The organism is Mesorhizobium sp. M7A.F.Ca.US.008.03.1.1, from assembly GCF_003997495.1.
GTDB lineage: Bacteria > Pseudomonadota > Alphaproteobacteria > Rhizobiales > Rhizobiaceae > Mesorhizobium.
The window spans coordinates 27,475-41,057 of the sequence record NZ_RZRU01000011.1; the positions used below are offsets into that span (position 1 = coordinate 27,475).

The window sequence follows — 13,583 nt, forward strand, 5'->3', positions numbered from 1 at the left end:
ACGATGTCCTCAAAGGGAAAAAATTGGCAGGGCAGGGATTAAAATCCCCACATGCTCCGTAAACAGGACATGAAACCGTCGATGCCACGCTTTGACATCATAGGACAGCTCGGTTCGCTACGCCGCTATGCGCGCTCGCTGACGCGCGACAGCACCGACGCCGAGGATCTTGTCCATGACGCGCTGGTGCGCGCCTATGAGCGGCGCAGCACGTTCCGCTCCGGCGGAAACCTGCGTGCCTGGCTGCTGTCGATCGTCCACAACACCTTCATAGACAAAATGCGGTCCCGCAGGTCCGAAGCGGCGCGCGTCGAACAGGCGGGATACCTGGCCGAGGGCAGCACGCCGGCGCCGCAGGAGCATTCGGTGCGCCTTGCGCAAGTGCGCGAGGCCTTTTTCAGCCTGCCGGAAGAACAGCGTTCAGCGCTGCACCTCGTCGCCATCGAAGGCCTCTCCTACAGCCAAGCCGCTGAAGCCAGCGGCGTGCCGCTGGGCACGCTGATGTCACGCATCGGCAGGGCGCGCGCCGCCCTGCGCGAGATGGAGGAGCCCGCGAAGGCAAAAAACCACCTCAGGATCGTTGGAGGCCCGTCATGACCGCAACTGTCGATCCCGTGACGGATATCGACCTCGACGCCTATGTCGACGACCAAATCGACGTCGCCCGCCGCATCGAGGTCGAGGCATTCTTGTCCGCTCGCCCGGAGGCGGCAGCGCGCGTGATGTCGGATCTCAGGACCCGCGATGAACTGCGCGTGGCGCTTGCCGGCTCCAAGGGCATGGCACGGCCCGCGACCGCCGATGCCGCGCGGCGGCTGGAGAGGGGGCTTGCCCGCGGCCGCATCTTCGGTGTGCTGCAGCGCGCCGCGGTGGTTGCTGCGTTCGTCGCCGCCGGCTGGCTGGCGAACGGCATCATCGGGCCGATGTCGGTGACCAAGGTCGTCGCCTCGCCGCAGCCGCCCGCCTATGTCGACGAGGCGGTGCGGGCCCACCGGACGACGCTGGTGCGCGAGAGCATGCCGTCGCAGCCCGAAGCGCCCAATTACAACGCCGGCGAGATACGCGCCGCGACCGCCATCGTCATGCCATCGCTGCCGGCGGACTGGAAGGTTCGCGACGTGCAGATCTATCCGTCGCGCTTTGGGCCGAGCGTCGAGATGGCGGTCGAGACGAAAGACATGGGGCTGGTGTCGCTGTTTGCGATCCGGCCTGGAACCTTCGACGTCGTCAAGCCGACGATCGCGCCCTCGGGTGATATTTCCTCGGCCTATTTCCAGATCGGCGAGGTCGCCTATGCGGTGGTCGGACGAAGCGAGGTCCGTGACCTCGACCGCGCCGCCGAGACGCTCGCCAAGACGCTTTACTGATCGATCCACAAAGGAGAACTCAAATGAACACCCCCAATCTGGGATATCGCGTCGGCGCCGGCGCCCAAACCGGAGCCATCTTCGATGAGGGCCTGCGTCAGCACATGCTGCGCGTATACAACTATATGGGTATTGGCCTGGTGGTCACCGGCCTCGTCGCCTTCATGATCTCATCGACGCCGGCGCTCTACGTGCCGATTTTCTCCAGCCCGCTGAAATGGGTGGTGATGCTGGCGCCGCTCGCTTTCGTCATGCTGTTCTCGTTCAAGATGCAGACCATGTCCGCGGCGAGTGCCCAGGCGATGTTCTGGGCCTTCTGCGCGGTCATGGGCCTGTCGCTCGCCTCCGTGTTCCTGGTCTTCACCGGAACCAGCATCGCACGCACCTTCTTCATCGCCGCCACCATGTTCGGCGCCACCAGCCTTTACGGATACACGACAAAGCGCGACCTGACGCAGTTCTCGTCGTTCCTGATCATGGGCCTGATCGGCGTGGTGATCGCCAGCATCGTCAACATCTTCCTCGGCTCGACCGCGCTGCAGTTCGCCATCTCGGTGATCGGCATTGCCGTGTTCATCGGCCTGACCGCCTGGGATACGCAGACGATCAAGGAACAGTACGCCGAGAATTTCGACGCGGAATCGCGCCAGAAGCTTGCCGTATTCGGCGCCTTCTCGCTCTATCTGAACTTCATCAACATCTTCCAGCTGCTGCTGAATTTCACCGGCGAACGCGAATAACGACTATCCGCTGTGGGCAAGAGCGAGGGTTATTGCTCTTGATGCGGAGAGGTGGCCGGAGGGAGATCCTCCGGCCACAATTCGTTCCTGCAGAAGGCTGCACCTTGAGTCCCCAAGAGCTTTTGCTAGTCTGCCCCGCGCCGGCCTTCAACAACGACCCGCGAGGAAATGTGGCACAGGACAGCCAAACGCTTCAAGGCGACGGTATCTCGGCGACCATCGTCGCGCAGGGCGCCGAACTGATTTCGCTGCGAGACGCGCACGGATTTGAATTCCTGTGGCAGGCGGGGCCAGAATGGCGGCGTCACTCGCCGGTGCTGTTCCCGATCGTAGGGCGGCTGGCGGGCGATCATCTGCGCCATCGCGGCCGGACCTATCCAATGACGCAGCACGGGTTTGCGCGCGACAAGCCGTTTGCCTGGGCGCAGAAGGGGCCGCGATCCTGCACGCTGGTGCTCACCGACGATGCCGACACCCGGGCGCGCTATCCGTTCGCCTTTCGGCTTGAAGTGACCTACACGCTGGTCCGCCAGCAGCTTGATGTGACTTTCGACATCACCAACACCGGCGATGAGCCGCTGCCGGCATCGATCGGGGCGCACCCGGGATTCAATTGGCCCTTGCTGCCGGATCTGGCCAAGACGGACTACCGGCTGATTTTCACCGACGATGAGCCGGCGCCGATCCGCCGCCTCAAGGACGGACTGCTGCTGAAAACGCCACAGCCGACGCCCGTCGAAGGCAACATCCTCCCGCTCTCCGAGCGGTTGTTCGACGAGGACGCCGTGATCATGGACCAGCCCGCCAGTACCAGCGTACGTTATGCCGCCGAGCGTGGCCCGGCTCTGGAGATGTCGTGGCAAGGGGTTCGGGAGTTGGGCGTCTGGTCAAAGCCGGGCGGCGCGCCGTTCTTGTGCATCGAACCCTGGCACGGCATTGCAAGCCCGGTGGACTTCGATGGTGAGTTCATCGACAAGCCTGGCGTGATGTTGATCGAGCCGGGCGCTAGGCGCGGGATGAGCTATCAGATACGGCTGCTGTGACGTTCCTGATCGGCAGATCCAGCCACACCGGGAGTGCCCAATGAAGCTGTACTTCAGCCGCAATCCCAATCCTCGATTGGCGGTCACGGTCGCACGCTATCTCGAAACGAAAGTGGACTTTGCATTCGCCTCGCCATTCGCTGCCGGGCAAATAGAGAAATTTCGCCCGTTAAATCCCAATCTCTCACTGCCCATTCTTGTGGATGATGAGGGAAAGAGCCTCTGGGAGGCAGACGCCATAGCCTGCAGGCTCTCGCGCAATGCGCATTCGGATTTCTGGCGCGCCGGCGACGACGAACCCGAGATGATCCGGTGGCTCAGCTGGGGCAAGGAGCACTTCGCACTCGCTTGCGACACGGTGCATTTCGAACGTGGCACCAAACAGCGGTATGGCATCGGACCGATCGATCAGAAGCGGGTGGAGGAGGGCCTAAAACAATTCCATACGGCCGCGGCAATACTCGACGCCGTGCTTGCCGAGCGGCAGTGGCTGGTCGGGAGTTCGATTTCCTATGCCGATTTTCGAATGGCGACCTTCCTGCCCTTCAACGATGCCGCCAGATTGCCGCTCGATGATTATTCCTCTGTCAGCCGCTGGTACCGTCGGCTTAACGACATCGACGCTTGGCGTAACCCTTTCAAGGGGATGGATGCACCCGAATTGCCGCCGGTGCCGCAAACGGCTGTCGCGGACCAGCGGTGAGAACGCGCGCGAAGAACCGCGCAGCAGGCCGAGTCTGCCAAGCAATGATGTGCGGGGGGATCGGATGAAGATCTATGTCCTGAGTGTGGTCGAAGGACAGGAATGGGTCCTTCCTCGACAGGCGGACGACTACCAGCTGTTTTCGACGCTCTTCGGACGGAAGCAGACACAATGGCATCCGCCCGAGATGGAAATACTGCGCGAACACGACGACGGTACGCTCCGGCAACATTCAGATTTTCCATGGCTTGGCGAGCATGTGCTCATGCTGCGGGCGAGGGCGTTGAAGGTGCTTCGACCAACCCTCGAACCGTACGGTGAATTCCTGCCGCTTCGTGCTGACGAGCCAATATCGCTCTTCAATGTCACCACCGTGATCGACGCGCTGGACGAGGAACGTTCAAAGATCGTTCGCTTTGACGATGGCGGCATAATGGTGATCGAAAGCCTCGTCCTTCGAGCGGACGCGATCGGCGGTACCGAGATATTCAAGCTGCCCGAGCGTGCCGATGGGGTGCGAGTATCCGATATCTATCTGCAGGAGACGATCGTGCGCCGGATCGGGGCGCTTGGGCTCAAGGGCATTGCTTTCAACATGGCCTGGAGCGACGAGCCGGCCGGCAAAGGCAGGATCGAATACCCAGGTGCGGAAAAGGGCATTTCAACCGCAAGCTCGCTCACGCGCTTTTGGGCCGCTCTGCGGCGGAGAGCAGGATTCTGACGTCAGACCTGCCGGACGACGGTGCCGACCACATTGACGAGAAGGCGCGCGGCGGTCAGCGCTGACAGGCCGTCAATATCGGCCGGAGGATAGAACTCGACAAGGTCGAACCCTGCGATCCGGGCCCGTCTGCCGAGGCCGGCGATCAGGTCGATCACCTGCGTGTAGGTGAGACCGCCGGGTGTACGCGCCGCCACGCCCGGCATGATGCTCGGATCAAGGCTGTCGCAGTCGAGGGTGACGACGACCCGCGCGCCTTCCGGAATATGCCGGAGCGCGGCTTCGACGCCCTGGGCATGAACCTCGCGGGCGGTGACGAAGCGGCTGCCATAGCGCCGTGCCGCTTCGATGTCGGTGAAGCGCGCGCTGCCGACGCTACGCAGACCGACCTGCACGATGCCGGCGACATGCGCCATCTCGCTCGCCCTGCGCATCGGGCTCGAATAGCCGTGGTGCTCGCCATGAACCTCGTCGCGCCAATCGATATGGGCGTCGATCTGCAGAACCCAGACCGGCCCGTGCTCCGCAAAGCCGGCGAGGAAGGGAATGGTCATGGAACAGTCGCCGCCGATCAGGATCGGCACAGCCGGCAATGCCAGGATCTCGCGCATTTTCGCCTCGATCCTGACCCGGTTGCCGGCATTGTCATGCATGGTGGTCGAGATATCGCCGGCGTCGATGCAAGAGACCGGCTTGCCGTCGAACAGCGGACCGCCGAGATCGAAATCCCAGTGCTCGACGAGCGCGGCATCGTCCTGGCTCGCAGCGCCGATGGCATCCGCCGCCAAGGCGTGGCCGCTGCTGTCCTTGCCGGGATAGGTGCTGCCGTGACCGGCCCCGAAGATCACCGCACGGGGGACGCGGCTGTCCGCGAGGCGGTCGGGCAAGCCGAGAAAGGGAGGCGAGGGGGTCATGCCTTGGTGGTCCTGGTGATGGCTTAGCGCACGCCGATCGGGTGCGGTTAAATCAAGCGCCTCGGCTTCAGCTTTGTGTGCCCGATTGGGTAACCCAAATAAACTCTAAAACGATCGAGATCGATCACCCACGTGGTGTTCAAATTTGGGCCAATGGGGCATTGACGATGGCACGGGGCCGATTTCGAGGCGACATAGAGACTTGCGCTGCAGGTGAGGACGTTGGGGCGGGCTTGGATCGGCAGGCGCGATCCCGAAATTTCCAGTACGTGGCGAGAATGAACCTTGGCTGGTCGCCTGATAGCGGAACCAGGCGAGGTTCACGTTGTTACCACAGCGGGCGACTGCCGGTTGCCGGATTCGGAGTCATCGTTTCATGACCAATGGTCCATTGCCTGAAAACGTCCTGGTCTCGCTTCCCATGATCGACGCAAAGGCGGCGCCGACGCTCAAAAATGCCGAGGCGGAGGTGTTTTACACGGAAGCAATCCGCGAGCTTACCGTCACCGACATACCCTTTCTGGTCGCCGGGACCTACGCGGTAAGCGCTTATACGGGTGTAACCCGCCAGACCAAGGACCTCGATATCTTCTGCAAGGCAGGGGACTACGCGCGGATCCTCGCCCATTTCAAGCAGCTTGGATATGCCATCGAAATCGAGGACGACCGGTGGCTCGGCAAGGTGTTCAAGGGCACGCATTTCTTCGACGTCATATTCGGCTCGGCCAACGGCATGATGCCTGTTGGCGACCTGTGGCTGGAACACGCCCGCCAAACCGAGCTGTTGGGCAGCAGGGTGCGGATCATCGGCCCGACCGAACTCATCTGGTCCAAATGCTTTATCCAGGACAGAGGGCGACACGATGGCGCCGATATCGCACACACCATTCTCAAGGCGGGCGATCAGATCGATTGGCACCGGCTGCTTTCTTATCTGGAGGTTCACTGGGAGGTTCTGTTGATGCAGCTTGTCAATTTCAGATGGATCTATCCGAGCGAGCGCGATCATATCCCGGCGTGGCTGCTCGATGAATTGCTCGACCGCCTCGCCAAGCAACGGCAGTTGCCGTCTCCAAGGATGAAGATCTGCCGTGGGCGGCTGCTTTCGCAAACCGATTACGAAATCGACGTCAAGGAATGGGGCTTCGCCGGCGTCGGGGGTGTGGGAGAATTCCGTGATGGCTGATCCCGTCAAGAGCAGCGCGCCCAAGGACGGCGCACGCGCGCTCAAAGTTGCCGCGGTCGGGGATCTCCATGTGAGGGAAGATGCGCAAACCTCGTATCGAGACCTCTTCGGCGAGATATCGAGCGAAGCGGACATTCTCGTTCTCACGGGAGATCTGACCAATCTCGGCAAGCCTCGTGAAGCGGAGATGCTGGCCGAGGATCTGCGCAACTGCTCGATCCCGGTTGTGGCGGTGCTCGGCAATCATGACTACGAGTCTGGAGCGGTGGAAGACGTCACGAAGATCCTGCGCCAGGCGCATGTTCACCTCCTCGACGGGCAGGCAGTCGAAATCGAGGGCGTCGGTTTTGTCGGCGTGAAAGGATTCATAGGCGGCTTCGGGTCACGCATGCTCGGCTCATTCGGTGAACCGGCGATCAAGACGATGGTCGCGGAAAGCGTGAACGAGGCAATGCGACTTGAAAATGCGATGCGCCAAGTGCGGGCCAAGCGCACGCTGGTGATCCTCCACTACGCGCCGATTGCCGACACCGTTGCGGGAGAACCGCCGGAGATATTTCCATTTCTGGGTTCTTCACGTCTGGCCGAAACGATCGATCGATTCCAGGTTAGTGCTGTCGTGCACGGTCATGCACATCGCGGTTCTTACAAAGGTCAAACGCCTGGCGGAGCCAAGGTCTACAACGTCGCCATGCATGTGGCCAAGCCTGGCGGCCGCCCCTACGCCTTGCTCGAAATCTGATGCCAACAGCATGCGCCGTCGATGTCCATCGGCCTGGCCTCAATTGGTGGCGTTGATCGACTTCGCCAACTCTTCCAGCTTGCGGGGATCGTTGCCGTGACGGCGCACCAGTTCACGAGCCTGCCTGGACGGCAAATCCGTCGTGGCGGCCAGCTGTCGCACCTGCTGATCGTCGATGGCGACCTGCGGCAATGTATGATCGATATTTCCTGTCTTGTCCTTCATCACGCTTCTCCTTCATCGCTTTCGACGACAACGGCTCGAAAATCAGACCGGTTCCGAACGATCTGCACTTTTGCGCCGGCATCCGTGTGCGAACCAACATGCGCCTGCCTTGAGGGCGTAACGATCACGACGGCTGGATTCTGCCAGGAACCATGCCACGGCGGACGAGTTGTTCCGACTGAACGGAGATAGCTAGATGCCACAGCCAAGACAGCCAGACCCAAATCGTGATGTCCCCATGCCGGCTCCGACATGGAAGCCCGAACCGATCGAGGAACCCGAACCGGAAAGGCTTCCGGACGAGACTCCGCTCCCCAACCCCGACGAGAATGACGAGCCTCCCGTCCACGCATAGGACGAAGTGAAGTTTCTGCATCGCGGGGCAAGCGTGCAACCTCTGGAGGGCTAGCGATCGATCTCTCCAACACGAGTCGATCGACCAGATGATCGCGGCGATGTCGGTGGCCATGTGCCGTCGAGACAGAAAATTCGTCGCCTGCAGATCGGCAAAGAATGGATGGGTGCTTCGGCGGCTCAAGTCGTCGTCTGAATGATCAGCGTCAGGGTGCCATCGCCATCTATGTTTGCAGCGACAACCTGCGAGGAATTGAGCCCATTCGCCCTCAAAGCGGATGTCGCCTGAGGTGAAGCATCGACGGAGTTTTGCAGGCGAAGCAAATCTTCAGCGCTGGTCTGATTGATCACCGCATCTGCCTGCGCCTTGATTTCGTCAGGCAAATCCTCGACGGCGACAATAGCGACGCCGGTGAAATTCAAATCGGCAGAGCCTGGATCGGGCAGCGCCAGTTCCGGCTGCGCTTCGCCCTGCGGTGGCGCCACCTGGGGAAGCTGCGGTCCCATAGTTTGAGCATAGACGGGCTGAATGATGACCGCCCCGGAAAGTGCGACAGCTATCGTCCACATGCGCATGGTCGCTCCTTGCATCCTTCGAGAGATTTTGAAGAAACCCCCATGTTGAGCGATGGTTCCGCAGGGCCTGGTCCCACCGGGCGATTTCGTTCCAACTCACCGGAGAGACGCCGAAAACCCTGGCCAGGGCGTTCGTCACACGGCTGTCGCCCCAGCCGGGTGGGCGGTTCCGTACGGAATCGTACCATCGATTGATCTGCACCTTGGACAGGATCAAAATGAAGCAGAGGTGACCATGGGAGGGAGCCGCATGAGCATCGCCAGATGGGCAACAAGACCTGTCGGTACCGCCAAGGCGTTTCTGGCAGAGGAGCTTCGAAGTGCGCGATACGGCGACATCGTTTCGGTCAAAGCTGCGATAGAGGCCGCTCGTAGGGATGCGCCTTATTTGCAGGATACAGATGATGAGTTGATGGAGACGATCGTCGAGCTGGCACGGGAACTGGGGCTGGCCGTCCTTTTTGACTCTCGCGATTGACCGATGAGCCATGGTCGATGCGACTTGGTACGAAATCGACAATTGGCTCATGGCTGAAAATGCGCAATCATTGGGAAATGGGACGACGGCTGGACGACAAACTCGATTGCAAGGCTTGTGGGACTATCCAAATGGACATTCCCGACAACGCCAAGGAATCGACGCCAATTCATTGCAGCAATTGCGGCGCCTTTCTCGGCGAATGGGGCGAATTGCAGGATGATTTCTACCGCCAGGCTCGCGGTACCGAAGCATTCGACTTGCGCAACGGAACCATTATCAAGAAGTAGCGCGCAACAACGCGCCCCCGGATGACCGGCAAATCCACAAGGGGTTGGCAGATCTAGCCGACGTCGATGACGACCATCAGCCCGCCGCCGCCCTTTTCCTCGACATTGTTGTTCGTCGTGTGATGCACCACCGGTTCGGGATTGTTGCGGTATTGATCGAAGCCGACATAGAGCGTCGAGGCGGCGGCAAGAGGAACCAGACGGCAAAGAAATAGTCGATCGGCTGGATGAACATGGATGCATCCCGTCGCGGATCAGCGGCTTGTCATAAGCAGCCCTCGTGGATGAACGCAGCACGCGTGTTTATGATCCCGGCCCAATCCGGTCGCGTCGAATTCTCCAGTCTAGCGCTCTTGTCGAAGCATTACGGCGCGGTAATTCCCTTGAAGGCGTGGGCGCTTCGCTGCCTCAACAGGAGCTGGCCATGAAACATCAAACACTCGACCAACTGCATGCCGTCGCCAAGATTGAATCGTCGGCTGCATATTCCGCAATGACACGAAATCAGCGCATAGAGCGCTGGGCTGAACTGCTGGAGCGTAATCCCGAGCGATGCCTTGGGGCGTTTGCAGGCACCGAACATCTGAACCCTGAAGCACGTTCAATGATGCGGGGCGAGGGTACGGCAATTTCGGTTGCCTTCGAGGATCCAGTGCTGCGCGCATCGGGCTTGAAAGACGACACATATGGTGAGGCAAGGCGCTTTTTCGAGTTGAACGACTGGCAGTTGCACGACATCGTCTGCGATTGCCACGTCGGCTCAACCATGAAAGCGCGCTGGGCTGCGACGCGGGTCCGCTCAGCCATCAGCGGCAGGTTCTTTGCATGGTTGCGGCAGAGGATAATGCGCTGACCGTAATTGGGGATCGTCGTCGCTTCGGTGCGGCATACGATCCCCTGTCTTGCCGATGGATGTCTTGCCGATTGGATATTTTGCCGATCGGATGTCTTGCCGATGCGGATCAATGCTTGTCCTGGTATAGCCGGTCGGTCGCTCGGTCGCTTTCCCTTTGTTCGGCGGGTCCACGCCGGCGGCGTGCGATCACAGCATAGGCCAACAGCACGATCAACAACAATGGGCCGCCGGCAACGACGACCAACCACATGATATCTCCAAACATGGCGGCATCTCCTTTCCGAGACAACCGGCGAGGAGGAGAACCGTTCCGCGCAGCAGCAGGGCAATGCCACCTCGGTCATCAACTTACGGACTGCGTTCGTAGGTTCCGATGAGTTCAGCCTGCTCGAGCGAATGCTTCTGCGCCTCCCGCCAGATGCGCTCGACGCCCGCGCTGGCCGGAATGGCAAGGCTCGGCGTGTCGAGCGCTGCCAACCGGAAATGGTAGCGGTGAACGCCATGTCCGACGGGCGGTTCAGGGCCGTCGTAATAGGCGTTGCCAAAATCATTCGTTGCTTGCCGGAGGGCGCCCGGATCCGGCTTGCCGCTTTCGGCCTCGGGAAGTTCCCTTGTGTCCGCGGAGATGTTGAACACCGCCCAATGACCAAACGTTCCGCTCGGCGCATCAGGATCCTGGACGACGAGAACGAGGCTCTTTGCCTCATCCGGCACTCCAGACCATTTCAGCGGCGGCGATACGTTTTTGCCATCTCGTGTATATCTTTCGGGAATTGGTCCGCCTTCGGCAAAAGCGGCACTGCTCAGGGCAAGTGGCATGGTTCATTCCTTCCGGGAAAATTGATCGCAGCGACGCGAACCGGCACGCTATTTGTTGGTCCGCATCTTTTGTCTTGGATCGATCCCGCCAGCGGCGGTCGTGTCGTTTTCGACGTCACCCTCGACCGTGTTCTCGCCTTCAAGCTCGAACTCTTCGCCTTCCTTGATCGTTCCCTTGGAAGTCCCGATACCAGGATTGTTCGCCAAGTCGGCATCGCTCGGTTTTTTCCATTTTGGATGTTTGGTTCCGGTCATGAGAAAACTCCTTCGACGGGGATTTCAGTTTTAAAATCGCAAGGCGGATGACTCGCTCCGGCTCCAGCTCTCTTCTCTCATTGGCGTGTGCGTCGGCTAAAGCCCGAATGGGTAGGTGTCGGGAACGCCGGTTCTTGCATGCTCCGGGCCAAGCGGCGTCACTGCCGCGGTTTCGTCGAACCATAGGAACGCATCGAATTGCCGGGGCAGGGAAGCGTCCGCATAGTGACTGCGCAGCTCGGTTTCCGGCCGGTAGATCACCCCGATAAACCGCTCCAGCCTGCGTTCCAGCAGCCGGTCATGCAGCGTCGTGTCGTGCCCGAGGTCGAGCAGAAACCGCGACACAAGGGAATCGTGGCAAAGCCGTTCGTAGCTGTCGGCGTGCGACGCGCGAACTTGCTTCACCTCCATTTCGCCATCCCAGTCGCTGGCGGCCGCTACAGTGCCGGAATGCGTGCCCATACCGATCAGCGCTGCCTCATCCCCGAAACGCTGCCGGCAGAGCTGGCCGATGTTCAGTTCGTCCCTGACGACACCCATCTCGGTAAAGCGGGCATCGCCGATATGGGAATTGTGCGCCCACACTACCGCCTTGGCGTTGGGGCCGCCTGCATGCAGCAGATGTTCCAAGGTCTCGAACATATGCGTGTCTCGCAGGTTCCAGGACTCCGCGCCGCCATAGTACATGATCCGGTAGTAGTGTTCGGCGGCCGCGATCAGCCGGGCATTCTGACTGGCGTCGAGAAAGTCGGTTCCGTCCTGTTTTGCATAATCGAGTTGTTTGGCGAGCAAGTCCCGGCATTGTTCCAGCACGGCTTTCTCGCATTTTTGATAGCCGGCGGTGAGCACCGCGCGGCCGTAGGTAGACGGTTCGTGTTGCCAGGGCGTCAGGCAGCCATACCGTTCGCGCGCGATTTTGGCTGCCTGGGGATCGACGCGGTCGAGATAATCCAGAACCGCGGCGATGGACCCGCTCATATTGTAGATGTCGAGACCGTAGAACCCTGCTTGCTCCGATGGCTCAAGCTTCTCGTTGTGGCGGCGCATCCAGTCGGTGAAAGCCGCGACATCGGTGTTACGCCACATCCACGTCGGAAATCGCTGGAATGGCGCATCAGTCCCGGACCGCGGGCGACGATGGCGAACATAGCGGTCGATCGCCGCTGCATCGGGCCAGTCCGCCTCGACCGCGACGATGGTGAAGCCGTGCCGTTCGATGAGCCTGCGGGTGATCGCCGCGCGCGCCCTGTAGAATTCGGACGTGCCATGGCTTGCCTCGCCAAGCAGAATGACGCGCCGGTCGGCGAACCGATCGAACAATGCGCCGAAGGCCGGATCGTCGAAATCGGGCAGCGGCTCAGCCGCGGCCGCGATCAGATCAGGCAGGCTGATCGGATGCGGATGTCGAAGCGGACGACCGACTTTGGTGACCGTGCCGTTTTCCGACCAACCCTGCTCGCCGATCAGAGGGACGAAGCGCACGCCGCCGAAATCCTCCTCGCTGTAGGTTGCAGCACCTGTCCGGGTGACTTTGAGCAGACGTTGCAAATCGGGGTCGTCGCCGACCGGAATAACGAGCCTGCCGCCGACATCGAGTTGCTCCTGAAGGGCGAGCGGTGCGCCAGGACCACTGGCTGTCACCACGATGGCATCGAACGGCGCCGCCTGCGGCCACCCCTTGGTGCCATCGCCTGTCCGAACCTCGATGTTTTGGTAGCCGAGTTTTTCAAACCGCCGCTTCGCCGTTTCGGCCAAACCGGGATGACGCTCTATGGTGTAGACCTGTTCGACGATCCGGCTCATCACCGCGGCCGCGTACCCCGAGCCGGTGCCAATTTCGAGCACATGGTCACCCGGTTTGACATCCGCCATCTCGATCATGAACGCGACGATGTAGGGTTGCGATATGGTCTGGCCGTCGGCGATCGGCAGCGGCGTGTCTTCATAGGCAAATTCCTCGAAGCCGGGTTCGACGAAGGCCTCGCGTGGAACTTCGCGCATGGCCTGCAGAATCTCACGGTCATGGATGCCGCGCCGGCCGACATGGATATTGACCATTCGATCACGGGCACGAGGAAGATCGAGCATCTTTTAGCTCCCCTTTGGTGCAACGCTTCGAGGCTATCCTTCGCGGTACCTGCCTTGAGCCTGCCTTCGCGATTCCAGTTTCTAACCGCCGGGGGACTTCAAGGTTCCCGACTATTTGCGGACAGAGCCGCGGGCCCGCCGGGATAGCGTCCGGTCTCTTGGCCGCGTGGGTCGCGACGCCGTCCCGGACGGCGGCAGTCAGGGGTTGCTCAAACGCAAAGATGCC

At 60.9% G+C, this 13,583-nt stretch carries 18 protein-coding genes; 11 read left to right on the forward strand and 7 right to left on the reverse strand.

Annotation, left to right across the window (positions count from 1 at the left end):
• The first annotated feature begins 81 nt into the window (after nt 1-81).
• From EOA16_RS16620 to EOA16_RS16645, 6 genes are all read left to right on the forward strand, one after another.
• Nucleotides 82-597 carry a sigma-70 family RNA polymerase sigma factor gene (locus EOA16_RS16620; RefSeq protein ID WP_245455950.1) on the forward strand — a complete coding sequence of 172 codons (516 nt, stop codon included), beginning with the start codon at nt 82-84 and terminating at the stop codon, nt 595-597.
• Nucleotides 594-1,367, forward strand: coding sequence for an anti-sigma factor (locus tag EOA16_RS16625; RefSeq protein ID WP_127259238.1), 774 nt, complete (start codon nt 594-596; stop codon nt 1,365-1,367). Before EOA16_RS16620 ends, EOA16_RS16625 begins: the two co-directional genes overlap by 4 nt.
• A 23-nt stretch (nt 1,368-1,390) precedes the next feature.
• Nucleotides 1,391-2,107, forward strand: a complete 717-nt coding sequence (locus tag EOA16_RS16630) for a Bax inhibitor-1/YccA family protein (protein ID WP_127259239.1) — start codon at nt 1,391-1,393, stop codon at nt 2,105-2,107.
• A gap of 170 nt (nt 2,108-2,277) precedes the next feature.
• Complete coding sequence (locus tag EOA16_RS16635; RefSeq protein WP_127259240.1) at nt 2,278-3,150, forward strand: aldose 1-epimerase family protein; 873 nt, start codon at nt 2,278-2,280, stop codon at nt 3,148-3,150.
• Nucleotides 3,151-3,190: 40 nt separating this feature from the next.
• Nucleotides 3,191-3,853: a glutathione S-transferase family protein gene (locus EOA16_RS16640; RefSeq protein ID WP_127259241.1), complete on the forward strand. Its 663-nt coding sequence runs from the start codon at nt 3,191-3,193 to the stop codon at nt 3,851-3,853.
• 64 nt (nt 3,854-3,917) lie between these two features.
• The gene (locus tag EOA16_RS16645; protein ID WP_127259242.1) at nt 3,918-4,574 is read left to right on the forward strand and encodes a DUF1629 domain-containing protein; all 657 of its coding nucleotides are present in this window, start codon (nt 3,918-3,920) and stop codon (nt 4,572-4,574) included.
• 2 nt (nt 4,575-4,576) lie between these two features.
• On the opposite strand, the gene EOA16_RS16650 is transcribed toward EOA16_RS16645, so the two are convergent.
• Nucleotides 4,577-5,488: an agmatinase gene (locus EOA16_RS16650; RefSeq protein ID WP_127259243.1), complete on the reverse strand. Its 912-nt coding sequence runs from the start codon at nt 5,486-5,488 to the stop codon at nt 4,577-4,579.
• Between the two features lie 376 nt (nt 5,489-5,864).
• Between EOA16_RS16650 and EOA16_RS16655 the strand changes: the two genes are divergently transcribed.
• On the forward strand, nt 5,865-6,674 hold the full coding sequence (locus tag EOA16_RS16655) for a hypothetical protein (protein WP_127259244.1): 810 nt from the start codon (nt 5,865-5,867) through the stop codon (nt 6,672-6,674).
• A complete protein-coding gene (locus EOA16_RS16660; protein WP_127259245.1) occupies nt 6,667-7,416 on the forward strand; it encodes a metallophosphoesterase in 750 nt (249 codons plus the stop codon). Before EOA16_RS16655 ends, EOA16_RS16660 begins: the two co-directional genes overlap by 8 nt.
• 39 nt (nt 7,417-7,455) lie before the next feature.
• On the opposite strand, the gene EOA16_RS16665 is transcribed toward EOA16_RS16660, so the two are convergent.
• Nucleotides 7,456-7,641, reverse strand: a complete 186-nt coding sequence (locus EOA16_RS16665; RefSeq protein ID WP_127259246.1) for a hypothetical protein — start codon at nt 7,639-7,641, stop codon at nt 7,456-7,458.
• 534 nt (nt 7,642-8,175) lie between these two features.
• Nucleotides 8,176-8,571, reverse strand: a complete 396-nt coding sequence (locus tag EOA16_RS16675) for a hypothetical protein (protein WP_127259248.1) — start codon at nt 8,569-8,571, stop codon at nt 8,176-8,178.
• A 250-nt stretch (nt 8,572-8,821) separates the two neighbouring features.
• On the opposite strand from EOA16_RS16675, the gene EOA16_RS16680 reads away from it, so the two are divergent.
• The 3 genes from EOA16_RS16680 to EOA16_RS16690 all read left to right on the forward strand — a co-directional run bounded on the left by EOA16_RS16680 (nt 8,822) and on the right by EOA16_RS16690 (nt 10,192).
• Complete coding sequence (locus EOA16_RS16680; protein WP_127259249.1) at nt 8,822-9,049, forward strand: hypothetical protein; 228 nt, start codon at nt 8,822-8,824, stop codon at nt 9,047-9,049.
• Nucleotides 9,050-9,066: 17 nt separating this feature from the next.
• A complete protein-coding gene (locus tag EOA16_RS32700) occupies nt 9,067-9,339 on the forward strand; it encodes a hypothetical protein (RefSeq protein ID WP_164754285.1) in 273 nt (90 codons plus the stop codon).
• A 424-nt stretch (nt 9,340-9,763) separates the two neighbouring features.
• Nucleotides 9,764-10,192 carry a hypothetical protein gene (locus EOA16_RS16690; protein WP_127259250.1) on the forward strand — a complete coding sequence of 143 codons (429 nt, stop codon included), beginning with the start codon at nt 9,764-9,766 and terminating at the stop codon, nt 10,190-10,192.
• A 109-nt stretch (nt 10,193-10,301) separates the two neighbouring features.
• Here the strand turns inward: EOA16_RS16690 and EOA16_RS16695 are convergent, their stop codons facing one another.
• From EOA16_RS16695 to EOA16_RS16710, 4 genes are all read right to left on the reverse strand, one after another.
• Entirely contained in the window at nt 10,302-10,460 is a 159-nt protein-coding gene (locus EOA16_RS16695) for a hypothetical protein (RefSeq protein WP_127259251.1), read from the reverse strand.
• Nucleotides 10,461-10,543: 83 nt separating this feature from the next.
• The gene (locus tag EOA16_RS16700) at nt 10,544-11,014 is read right to left on the reverse strand and encodes a YbhB/YbcL family Raf kinase inhibitor-like protein (RefSeq protein WP_127259252.1); all 471 of its coding nucleotides are present in this window, start codon (nt 11,012-11,014) and stop codon (nt 10,544-10,546) included.
• Between the two features lie 48 nt (nt 11,015-11,062).
• Complete coding sequence (locus EOA16_RS16705; protein ID WP_013531530.1) at nt 11,063-11,269, reverse strand: hypothetical protein; 207 nt, start codon at nt 11,267-11,269, stop codon at nt 11,063-11,065.
• 96 nt (nt 11,270-11,365) lie between these two features.
• Nucleotides 11,366-13,357 (reverse strand): protein-L-isoaspartate(D-aspartate) O-methyltransferase, encoded by a 1,992-nt coding sequence (locus EOA16_RS16710; RefSeq protein ID WP_127259253.1) that lies wholly within the window; start codon nt 13,355-13,357, stop codon nt 11,366-11,368.
• Nucleotides 13,358-13,583 lie beyond the last annotated feature (226 nt).

What these genes read in the sequence shown, in the direction of transcription:
- EOA16_RS16675 (WP_127259248.1), bottom strand. Translation starts at nt 8,571, where the DNA reads ATGCGCATGTGGACGATAGCTGTCGCACTTTCCGGGGCGGTCATCATT.
- EOA16_RS16625 (WP_127259238.1), top strand. Translation starts at nt 594, where the DNA reads ATGACCGCAACTGTCGATCCCGTGACGGATATCGACCTCGACGCCTAT.
- EOA16_RS32700 (WP_164754285.1), top strand. Translation starts at nt 9,067, where the DNA reads ATGCGACTTGGTACGAAATCGACAATTGGCTCATGGCTGAAAATGCGC.
- EOA16_RS16710 (WP_127259253.1), bottom strand. Translation starts at nt 13,357, where the DNA reads ATGCTCGATCTTCCTCGTGCCCGTGATCGAATGGTCAATATCCATGTC.
- EOA16_RS16640 (WP_127259241.1), top strand. Translation starts at nt 3,191, where the DNA reads ATGAAGCTGTACTTCAGCCGCAATCCCAATCCTCGATTGGCGGTCACG.
- EOA16_RS16620 (WP_245455950.1), top strand. Translation starts at nt 82, where the DNA reads ATGCCACGCTTTGACATCATAGGACAGCTCGGTTCGCTACGCCGCTAT.
- EOA16_RS16655 (WP_127259244.1), top strand. Translation starts at nt 5,865, where the DNA reads ATGACCAATGGTCCATTGCCTGAAAACGTCCTGGTCTCGCTTCCCATG.
- EOA16_RS16690 (WP_127259250.1), top strand. Translation starts at nt 9,764, where the DNA reads ATGAAACATCAAACACTCGACCAACTGCATGCCGTCGCCAAGATTGAA.
- EOA16_RS16680 (WP_127259249.1), top strand. Translation starts at nt 8,822, where the DNA reads ATGAGCATCGCCAGATGGGCAACAAGACCTGTCGGTACCGCCAAGGCG.
- EOA16_RS16650 (WP_127259243.1), bottom strand. Translation starts at nt 5,488, where the DNA reads ATGACCCCCTCGCCTCCCTTTCTCGGCTTGCCCGACCGCCTCGCGGAC.
- EOA16_RS16665 (WP_127259246.1), bottom strand. Translation starts at nt 7,641, where the DNA reads ATGAAGGACAAGACAGGAAATATCGATCATACATTGCCGCAGGTCGCC.
- EOA16_RS16660 (WP_127259245.1), top strand. Translation starts at nt 6,667, where the DNA reads ATGGCTGATCCCGTCAAGAGCAGCGCGCCCAAGGACGGCGCACGCGCG.
- EOA16_RS16630 (WP_127259239.1), top strand. Translation starts at nt 1,391, where the DNA reads ATGAACACCCCCAATCTGGGATATCGCGTCGGCGCCGGCGCCCAAACC.
- EOA16_RS16705 (WP_013531530.1), bottom strand. Translation starts at nt 11,269, where the DNA reads ATGACCGGAACCAAACATCCAAAATGGAAAAAACCGAGCGATGCCGAC.
- EOA16_RS16645 (WP_127259242.1), top strand. Translation starts at nt 3,918, where the DNA reads ATGAAGATCTATGTCCTGAGTGTGGTCGAAGGACAGGAATGGGTCCTT.
- EOA16_RS16695 (WP_127259251.1), bottom strand. Translation starts at nt 10,460, where the DNA reads ATGTTTGGAGATATCATGTGGTTGGTCGTCGTTGCCGGCGGCCCATTG.
- EOA16_RS16700 (WP_127259252.1), bottom strand. Translation starts at nt 11,014, where the DNA reads ATGCCACTTGCCCTGAGCAGTGCCGCTTTTGCCGAAGGCGGACCAATT.